The organism is Streptomyces silaceus (genome assembly GCF_001419745.1).
Taxonomy (GTDB): domain Bacteria; phylum Actinomycetota; class Actinomycetes; order Streptomycetales; family Streptomycetaceae; genus Streptomyces; species Streptomyces silaceus.
In genome coordinates this window covers 21,657-30,379 of the sequence record NZ_LIRJ01000068.1, presented here as the reverse complement: position 1 = coordinate 30,379, position 8,723 = coordinate 21,657, and the positions used below count along the sequence as shown (strand labels likewise).

11 protein-coding genes and 1 pseudogene are annotated in these 8,723 nt (G+C 69.4%); 9 read left to right on the top strand and 3 right to left on the bottom strand.

Annotated elements, in window-relative coordinates:
• From AOK22_RS08030 to AOK22_RS08010, 5 genes and pseudogenes are all read left to right on the top strand, one after another.
• Positions 1 to 347 (top strand): annotated as a pseudogene (locus tag AOK22_RS08030) (hypothetical protein); the annotation flags it as partial.
• Positions 348 to 696: 349 nt separating this feature from the next.
• The gene (locus AOK22_RS08025) at positions 697 to 903 is read left to right on the top strand and encodes a hypothetical protein (RefSeq protein ID WP_055697888.1); all 207 of its coding nucleotides are present in this window, start codon (positions 697 to 699) and stop codon (positions 901 to 903) included.
• A 53-nt stretch (positions 904 to 956) separates the two neighbouring features.
• A complete protein-coding gene (locus AOK22_RS08020; protein WP_244164715.1) occupies positions 957 to 1,508 on the top strand; it encodes a pilus assembly protein TadG-related protein in 552 nt (183 codons plus the stop codon).
• A 32-nt stretch (positions 1,509 to 1,540) separates the two neighbouring features.
• Complete coding sequence (locus AOK22_RS08015) at positions 1,541 to 2,140, top strand: hypothetical protein (protein WP_055697887.1); 600 nt, start codon at positions 1,541 to 1,543, stop codon at positions 2,138 to 2,140.
• Between the two features lie 12 nt (positions 2,141 to 2,152).
• Positions 2,153 to 2,848, top strand: coding sequence for an OmpA family protein (locus AOK22_RS08010; RefSeq protein WP_055697892.1), 696 nt, complete (start codon positions 2,153 to 2,155; stop codon positions 2,846 to 2,848).
• A gap of 33 nt (positions 2,849 to 2,881) precedes the next feature.
• Here AOK22_RS08010 and AOK22_RS08005 read toward each other — a convergent pair whose 3' ends face one another.
• Positions 2,882 to 3,343: a nuclear transport factor 2 family protein gene (locus AOK22_RS08005; protein WP_055697886.1), complete on the bottom strand. Its 462-nt coding sequence runs from the start codon at positions 3,341 to 3,343 to the stop codon at positions 2,882 to 2,884.
• 444 nt (positions 3,344 to 3,787) lie between these two features.
• Here AOK22_RS08005 and AOK22_RS08000 point away from each other — a divergent pair, with 444 nt between their 5' ends.
• Positions 3,788 to 4,606 (top strand): class I SAM-dependent methyltransferase, encoded by an 819-nt coding sequence (locus AOK22_RS08000; RefSeq protein ID WP_055697885.1) that lies wholly within the window; start codon positions 3,788 to 3,790, stop codon positions 4,604 to 4,606.
• 81 nt (positions 4,607 to 4,687) lie between these two features.
• Positions 4,688 to 5,059 (top strand): winged helix-turn-helix transcriptional regulator, encoded by a 372-nt coding sequence (locus AOK22_RS07995; RefSeq protein WP_055697884.1) that lies wholly within the window; start codon positions 4,688 to 4,690, stop codon positions 5,057 to 5,059.
• A 219-nt stretch (positions 5,060 to 5,278) separates the two neighbouring features.
• Here AOK22_RS07995 and AOK22_RS07990 read toward each other — a convergent pair whose 3' ends face one another.
• Entirely contained in the window at positions 5,279 to 5,716 is a 438-nt protein-coding gene (locus tag AOK22_RS07990; protein WP_055697891.1) for a DUF192 domain-containing protein, read from the bottom strand.
• Positions 5,717 to 6,065: 349 nt separating this feature from the next.
• Here AOK22_RS07990 and AOK22_RS07985 point away from each other — a divergent pair, with 349 nt between their 5' ends.
• Positions 6,066 to 6,566 carry a hypothetical protein gene (locus AOK22_RS07985; protein WP_157872196.1) on the top strand — a complete coding sequence of 167 codons (501 nt, stop codon included), beginning with the start codon at positions 6,066 to 6,068 and terminating at the stop codon, positions 6,564 to 6,566.
• A gap of 94 nt (positions 6,567 to 6,660) precedes the next feature.
• On the opposite strand, the gene mgrA is transcribed toward AOK22_RS07985, so the two are convergent.
• Complete coding sequence (gene mgrA, locus AOK22_RS07980; RefSeq protein WP_055697882.1) at positions 6,661 to 7,698, bottom strand: L-glyceraldehyde 3-phosphate reductase; 1,038 nt, start codon at positions 7,696 to 7,698, stop codon at positions 6,661 to 6,663.
• Between the two features lie 111 nt (positions 7,699 to 7,809).
• Here mgrA and AOK22_RS07975 point away from each other — a divergent pair, with 111 nt between their 5' ends.
• Positions 7,810 to 8,583, top strand: coding sequence for an isoprenyl transferase (locus tag AOK22_RS07975; protein WP_055697881.1), 774 nt, complete (start codon positions 7,810 to 7,812; stop codon positions 8,581 to 8,583).
• Positions 8,584 to 8,723 lie beyond the last annotated feature (140 nt).

The following is an 8,723-nucleotide window of genomic DNA, read 5'->3' as shown; positions in this document are numbered from 1 at the left end:
AGCTCAAGGACCCCGGGACGCCCGAAGGTGCCGTCCTGCTCGGCCTGTTGCGGGCCGTGGTCAAGCAGCGGGCCGAGCAGCAGGTGCCCCCGGCCCACGCGAAGGCCCCCGCGCCACCCGCCCCGCCTCTGGCGCCCGCGCCACCGGTCCGGGCCGCGCGGGGCAACCCGACGTGGCCGTGCCAGGAAGGGGACTCGTACTGCGACCCGGATTCCGAGCACTGCTGGGGCTGCTGCGGAGGCATCTGGAAGCCGTTCGCCTCGGGAGGGTGCCTGTACGGGATGCGGTTCCACTGCGACACCACGGGCAACAGCTACAACGCGTACGGCTGTTGGCCCATCGGATAGCCGGGTCCGGGTCGTCGGACAGTCAGGTCCAGGCCTGAAAAACCAAGCCGAAATGGCAAGTTGGCGTCGGTTCGCGCAACGATCCGCACCGGCTTCGCGAAACCCCTTCGCGGATGCAACTCGATGTGGGACAGTCAGGGCTGAGTTCACGGTTCGCGGGAGGGGACTTCGTGCATGGTGATCTCAACGAGGGGGAAGAGAACCCGCCAACTTGCCGACCGGGGCCAAGTGTTGCCCAATCGGTTGCGCAGAGTTGCTGCCGATGCACGTGTTGTGGCGTACGTTGCCTCTGACTGCAACGGTCGCGGTATCGGGTGGGAGAGAAGAGGCCGTCGTGCTGAAGGAACGCGTGCTCAGAGTCTGGTCGGTCTGGACGGTGGCGGTCGCCTCCCGTGTGCGGGGGAGGGATCGGGACGCGGGGGCCGGGTTTGTGGAGTATGCGGGGCTGATGATTCTTATTGCGGGGATCTTCACCTTGATCGACCAGCTGGGGCTGGACGGGACGATCTCCGGTGCCATCGGGGATGCGGTCGACGACGTGGTCGGCGGCGGCTGACAGCCGGACACCTGCACAGCGACCGAGGGCAGACTCTTCCCATCTACATCTGGTTGACGGGGATTCTGCTCTTTGTTGCGTTCGCCTTCTTCGCGTTCGCCCAAGCCGCGTCGGCGCGCAACGGCGCTCAATCGGCGGCGGACGCTGCCGCGTTGGCGGCGGCGCAGGATGCCAGGGACGAGCTCGTCGACGGACTGACGCTGTCCATCGGCGAGGGTGACGACTGGCTCGACTGGCTGGCGGGGGACAAGTTCACCGGTGATGGTGCGCGAGGCGCGGCGGATGCCCTGGCCGCCGACAACGACTCGACCGTCATCGGCTTCGGGCCCGACGAGGTGAACGGCTACCCGGGCTTCTGGGCGAAGATCGAGACCACGTACACCGTCGGCGATTCCATCATCCCGGGTACGGAGTCCCAGCACGCCAAGGCCGAGGCCACCGCGATCATCAAACCGCGCTGCGACGTCGATCCGTCGGCCGATCCGGAGAAGGCCGTGGAATTCGAGTGCGACGGCGGCGAATCCTTCGAGCTCGACCCGGACGACTTCGAACCGGGCGATCTCCCGGACGCGTCCGTCCTCTTCTCTGTCCACCTGGCCGGCTGACAAGCGATCGACGAGAGAAGGAAGCCGTAGCGATGAACATTCGGCGCGCCATGAAGACTCGCAGGGCAATGACCGCCGTGGCGATCACGACTGGGCTGGTCCTCACGGTCGCCGGTTGCGGTGGCGGGGACGGCGGTGACGAGAAGTCCGACAAGACCGCTCCATCGGCTTCTTCCGGCAAGAAGGGGGGTGGGAGTGACGACGACAAGCAGAGCGAAGGGCCGTCCACCGAGAAAATACTGGCGGAGTCCAAGGACGGCGACATCAGCGTGGCGATCAATTCGGCGCAGCGGGACGGCGGCGGATTCATCACGGTGTCCGGGACGGTGACGAACAACGGCAGCGAGTCCTGGATGGGCGCCAACTGGGCCAGCGACGAACGCGAGTTGAGGTCTAACGGGGGCTCCCTCTCCGGGGCCAGCCTGGTGGACAACGAGGGCAAGAAGAAGTACCTCGTGCTCCGGGACACGTCAGGGCGCTGCCTCTGCACCAAGTTCAACGGTCGAGTGAAGCAAGGGCAGACAGCCAGCTGGTTCGCGCAGTTCCCGGCGCCCCCCGAGGGCACCAGCAAGGTCACCTTCCAGGTGGGATCGATGCCCCCCGCCCCCATAGAGCTCACCGAGGGCGAGTGACCCATGACCACCATGTCCGTCTCCGCCCCCCTCACCCGCACCGCGGGCGTCGCCGTGCTCGCGGCTCTGGTTCTTCTTGTCGGGCCCGTGCCGGCCTTCGCCGACAACGACGATCCCTCCGCGCCACCGGGCAGTACCACCACCTCCCCACCTCCGGAGGTCGACTCCAACAGCCCCGGGCTCAAGCTCGCCGACGGTGCGACGCTCGCGCCCGCCAAGGTGCTGGACATCAAGTCCGTCGTCGAGGACCTCGGCGGTGAGGAGCGGCGCGAGGACACCAACACCGACGTGAAGTTCGCGCTGCAGGCCGAGGTGCTGTTTCCCAAGGACAGCGCGAAGCTGAACCCCGAGGCGAACGCGCGGATCAAGGCGATCGCCGAGGAGGCCAAGGCGCAGAAGGCCACGGACGTCCGGGTGTTCGGGTTCACCGATAACCTCGGCTCCTACGGGCACGGCAAGAAGCTCTCCCGCGAGCGCGCGGAAGCCGTGCACGACAAGCTGTCGGGCTACCTCGGCCCCGAGGTCACGTACTCCGTACGCGGCTACAGCGAGGACTACCCGATCGCGGACAACGGCTCGGAGGAGGGCCGCAAGAAGAACCGCCGGGTCGAGGTCTCCTTCCCGCGCGGAACGTCCGGCGCGTCCGGTACGCCCGGTACGGGGTCCACCGACGACGGCACGGACACCGCCACCGGCTCCACTCCCTGAGCCACCGGCCCCGTTCCCCGCATCACCCGCCGCCTACGCGCCGAGCCACGGATACCGCCCCGCGTCCCCGCCCCCGTAGTCCGGATCCAGGTAGACGAAACACCGCTGGATCAGCCAGTCCCTGATCTCGAAGACGTCGCAGAAGCGGCCCGCGCCCCACTCCGGCAGGCCCGCGCGCCACGCGCCGTCGCGGTGTTCGCCGTGGCTGGTGCCCTCGCAGACGACGGTGTCCGTGCCGGAGAAGATCCAGTTGAAGTCGGCGTAGTGATGCGTGATGGAGCGGAGCGTGCCGCCCACGTCGCCGAACATCCGGTCGATCTCCGCCTTGCCGTCGGCGAGGCCCCACTTGGGGAAGTACACCTGCGCGTCGTCCGCGAAGAGGTCCAGGAGCGGTGCGCCGCCGGCCGTCTTGCCGCCGCGGTCGAACGCCTTGAGGTACTCCAGCGCGACCGACTTCCGCTGCTCGTCCGTCATGGTGTGCCGGGTCACAGTCACACGGGGGAGTCTGACGGCTGGGGGAGGACCGTCAAGGGAGGCCGCAGCCCCTGCCCTGCACCACGGGCTTCCGGCCCGCCGTCGACCCCGCCTTTCTCCGCGAGGACTTCGAGGACTTCGAGGAGTTCGAGGAGTTCGTGGCGAGGCTGCGGCCGGGGTGGCCCTCACAGGTGGGGCATCCCATCGACCACATGGGCCGGAACCCCTCTCCTCTTACGAGGCGTGCCTCGAACGCGTCGGTGACCTCGCCGCCTGGTTCTTCCAGGGTGAGCCCCCTTATGGCGAGCCCCCTTATATAGAGGGGCATGTCCCGGTGGACCTTTAGCTGGACCTGTAGCTGGAGCTGGAGACACCGGGGCCCACGCCCCGGAGAGCCTCGGCGCACGCCCCCGGACCAGCCGAAACCCGGATGTGCGACCGGTGCCGCAATGCCACGATTGCCCCATGAGCACCGACCGCACCGACCGCACCGACCACACCTCAAGCACCGGCCGTGCCTCGCACACCGACCGCACCTTCGAAGCCCTCGTCGCCGAGGCCGAGGCCGCCCCCACCGAAGGCTGGGACTTCTCCTGGTTCGAGGGGCGGGCCACCGAGGCGCGGCCCTCGTGGCGGTACGCCGAGTCCATGGCCCGGCGCCTGGCCGACGCCTCGGCGAGCCTCGACATCCAGACCGGCGGCGGCGAGGTGCTCGCCTCCGCCGCCGTCCTGCCGCCGCTCGCCGTCGCCACGGAGGGCTGGCCCGCGAACGTCGCCAAGGCCACCGCCCTGCTCCACCCGCGCGGCGTCGCGGTCGTCGCCTCGCCGGAGGACGCCCCGCTGCCGTTCGCGGACGGCGCCTTCGACCTGGTCACCAGCCGCCACCCGGTCAAGGCCCGCTTCGACGAGATCGCCCGCGTCCTGCGTCCGGGCGGCACGTACTTCGCGCAGCACGTCGGGCCCGCCAGCGTCTTCGAGGTCGTCGAGTACTTCCTCGGGCCGCAGCCGGCCGAGGTGCGCGGCGGCCGTCACCCCGACCTGGAGCGCGCCGAGGCGGAGGCCGCGGGCCTGGAGGTCGTGGACCTGCGCGCCGAGCGGCTGCGGATCGAGTTCTTCGACATCGGGGCGGTCGTCCACTTCCTGCGGAAGGTGGTGTGGATGGTCCCCGGCTTCAGCGTGGAGGAGTACCGGCCCCGCCTGCGCGAGCTGCACGAGCGGATCCGTGCCGAGGGCCCCTTCGTGGCGCACAGCACCCGGCACCTCTTCGACCTGCGCAAGCCGTAGGCCGCCCGCGAACCGCACGCGTAAGGCCCCTCCCGGTACTGTCGAACGCGCAAGTGACCGTCGGGACCAGAGGAGTTGGCCATGCCGAAGGACAAGGGGCCGTACGTCTGCGGGCTCGACGCCGCGGTGGACGTCGTCGGCGGCAAGTGGAAGCCCATGATCCTGTGGGCGCTGCACTCGGGCGCGACGCTGCGCTTCGGCGAGCTCAAGCGGCACATCGTCGGCGTCAGCGAGAAGGTGCTGATCCAGCAGCTGCGGGAGCTGGAGTCGGACGGCATCGTGCACCGCGAGGTCTACCGGGAGGTGCCGCCGAAGGTGGAGTACTCCCTGACCGATCTCGGGGAGTCCCTCAACACGGCGCTGGTTCCCCTGGGGTTGTGGGGGGACGAGCACATGCAGCAGGTCCTCGCGAACAAGGCCAAGGCCGACAAGAAGACGGATAGTGCTGCTTGACGGGGTAATTGGGGCAGATACCTCATGGTGTGCGATGGGTCTCGTACGGCCCGTACGTCTCGTACGTCGCAAAATCGAAGTCCTGATTCCGCATTGTTATCAATACTGGCTCGATACGCCCCTAAGACTCACGTAAGTTCAGACCAAGGCTAATTCGCGTGAGCAAAGCTGCGCGTGCGGTGCCGCGCGGTGGAGGGGGCCGCGCGGCACCGCGAGCCGTCATCCGGCGCGGCGGGCCGCCGCCCCCGCGTCACCGCCGGCACCCCGCACGGCGATCCGCGCGCCCCGGCGCACGCCCCACCGTGCCATCGCCCCGGCCTCCGCCTCGATCACATGCCGCGCTCGCAGTCGCGGCAGCCCGAGCCGCCCCGGGCGCATGGTCCGGACGGCCAGAACACGCAACTCCCGGTCGAGATACGCCACATCAATGGCGAACCGCATCCCCAGGGTGTGCACACCGTTGGCCGGACTCAGCAGCAGCGCCCCCGTCACCCCCGTGCGCCCGAGCAGCCCCCGGCGCCGCGCCCGCGCCGAGTCCGCGATCTCCAGAGGGATCTCCAGGGGGATCCGTGGAGGGGGTGCCGAGGGGTCCGGCGGGGTGCCCGGCGGTACCTCCGCGGGCCCCGGGACGGGGCCGGAGACCGTCATCGTGGCCATGGGCGCGACGTTAGCGCCCCGCCCGTCCAGGGCGTCAAGCACGCGAACCCCGCCGGGGTCCCCCGTGGGAGGTACGGCCGCATCCGGCTGGAATCCGCCTTTGAATCGCTGATTCCGCCGGTGGAACGGGGGTCACGGAGTCGCCGCCCGGTTTCGGAGAGTAGTTGTGGAGCGCCAATGCACGCAGCATCACTTACGAAGGGTTATGGTGGAAACCCCCCCTCGGGCCGGTCCGTCTCCCCCCCACGGACCGGCCCGTTTTTTGTGCCCGCGCGCAGGGGTGCGGATCAGGTCCGCGGAAGCGGGCCGCTCGATGGCGGAAGATCGACGTCCAGTTATGGTCAGGGACATGTCGAACCAGTTCCCCCCACCGCCCGGCCCCGAGCACAACCCCCAGCAGGCCCCGTACGCCGACCCGCAGGCGGGCCTGCCCACCTACAACGGTCCCGCGCAGGACCCCGCGTACGGCTACGGCTACGGCCCGACGGCCCCGCAGCGGATGCCCGGTGTCGTCCGCGCCGCACAGGTAGTCCTGTGGGTCCTCGGCGGACTCCTCGTCTTCGGCGTGTTCGGCCTGATCTTCACGGTCAACCCGGAGACGGCGGGCGCCGCGCTCGGTGTGAACATCTGCCTGCTGGTCTCCGCGGGCATGGCCTTCCGCTTCGGGACGGTCGGCAACGGCATCCGCGTCACGTGCATCGTCCTGATGAGCGTGCAGATCGCCGCCGCCCTCGGCGGCGCGGCCAGCGGCAACCCGGCGGGACTGCTGCCGCTGCTCGGCGCCATCGCCGTCGTCGTCCTGCTCTCCCAGGGCGCGGCGGGCGCGTGGTTCAAGCGACCGCGCGGCTGACGGCGGACCGGCCGGCACGGCGGTGAGCACACAGAGGGGAGCCCCGGGCCGGATGCGCTCCGGCCCGGGGCTCCCCTCGGCGGGTCGGGTGCGGCTAGCCCCGGCCGGCCCAGATGTTGGTGCCCGGCGTCGACACCGCGAACGTGTCGATGGCGGTCAGCTCCTCGTCGGTCAGCTTCGGGCCCGCGAGCGCGGCCACGTTCTCCTCCAGCTGCTTCACGCTGGAGGCGCCGATCAGCGCGGAGGTCATGCGCTCGTCGCGCAGCACCCAGTTGAGGGCGAGCTGGGCGAGCGACTGGCCGCGGCCGGCCGCGATGTCGTTCAGGCCGTTGAGGCGGCGCACGACCTCGTCGCTCAGCAGGTTCGGGTCGAGCGACTTGCCCTGCGTCGCGCGCGAGCCCTCCGGGATGCCCTTCAGGTACTTGTTCGTGAGCAGGCCCTGGGCGAGCGGCACGAAGGAGATGCAGCCCATGCCGGCCGCCTCCAGCGTGTCGAGCAGCCCGTCCTCCTCGGTCCAGCGGTTGATCATCGAGTACGACGGCTGGTGGATGAGCGCCGGGACGCCCATCTCCCGCAGCAGGCGCGCCGCTTCGGCGGTCTGCTCGCTGTTGTACGAGGAGACGCCGACGTAGAGCGCCTTGCCCTGCTGGACCGCGGAGGCCAGCGCGCCCATCGTCTCCTCGAGCGGGGTGTCCGGGTCGAAGCGGTGGGAGTAGAAGATGTCGACGTAGTCGAGGCCCATCCGCTTCAGCGAGGCGTCGAGCGAGGACAGCAGGTACTTGCGGCTGCCCCACTCGCCGTACGGACCGGGGTGCATGAGGTACCCCGCCTTGGTCGAGATGACCAGTTCGTCGCGGTACGCGGCGAAGTCCTGCGCGAAGATCTTGCCGAAGTTGAGCTCCGCCGACCCGGGCGGCGGGCCGTAGTTGTTCGCCAGGTCGAAGTGGGTGACGCCCAGGTCGAAGCCGCGGCGCAGGATCGCGCGCTGCGTCTCCAGGGCCTTGTCGTCCCCGAAGTTGTGCCAGAGACCGAGGGAGACGGCGGGCAGCCTGAGGCCGCTGCGGCCCGTGCGCCGGTACTCCATCGCGTCATAGCGGTCCGTCGAGGCGACATAAGGAGAGGTGTCGTTCATGGTGACGAAGCTACGGCAGTGCGCCGGTTCCCCGTGGCTCACACCCCTGATTTCCGGCGGTAGGCTTTCGCCTTCGGGGACTGCCGTCTGCACGGAGGGGTTGGAAACACCGTGAACCTGCGGGACAGGCTGCGCGGCCTGCTGGTCAGGCTGTACGCACGCCGGGTGGAGGGCCACCTGGACCATGACCAGGTGCCCAAGCACATCGGGGTCATCATGGATGGCAACCGGCGCTGGGCGAAGGCCGCCGGATCCACCACCGCCCAGGGCCATCAGGCGGGTGCGGACAACATCGGGGAGTTCCTCGGCTGGTGCAGCGAGACGGACGTCGAGGTCGTCACGCTCTGGCTGCTGTCGACGGACAACTTCGACCGCCCCCAGGAGGAGCTCGGCCCGCTGCTCGGCATCATCGAGGACACGGTCCGCTCGCTGGCCCGTGACGGCCGCTGGCGTGTCCACCACGTCGGCGCGACCGACATCCTGCCCTCGGGGATGCAGACCGTCCTCAAGGAGGCGGAGGAGGCCACGGCCCACGTCAAGGGGATAGTGGTCAACGTGGCGATCGGCTACGGCGGCCGCCAGGAGATCGCCGACGCCGTCCGCTCCATGCTGCTCGACGCGGCGGACAAGGGCGAGTCGCTCGACGAGGTGGCCGAGAAGGTCGACGTCGACCTCATCGGCAAGCACCTGTACACCAGGGCCCAGCCGGACCCCGATCTGGTGATCCGTACGAGTGGTGAACAGCGACTGTCCGGGTTCATGCTCTGGCAGACCGCTCACTCCGAGTACTACTTCTGCGAGGTCTTCTGGCCGGCCTTCCGGAAGGTCGACTTCCTTCGTGCGCTGCGGGATTACGCCGCGCGTCACCGCCGTTACGGCGGCTGACGAACACACGCCCCTGAGGTCGGGGTAACCCAGAGTTAACCAACGCGTCGTCATATGCCCTGGCATGGCTGCGCTTGTTCGAGGGAATAAGCCTTCCAGGTCGACGTCCGAGCAGTGTCCGAAAGGGACGTCGTTCTCAG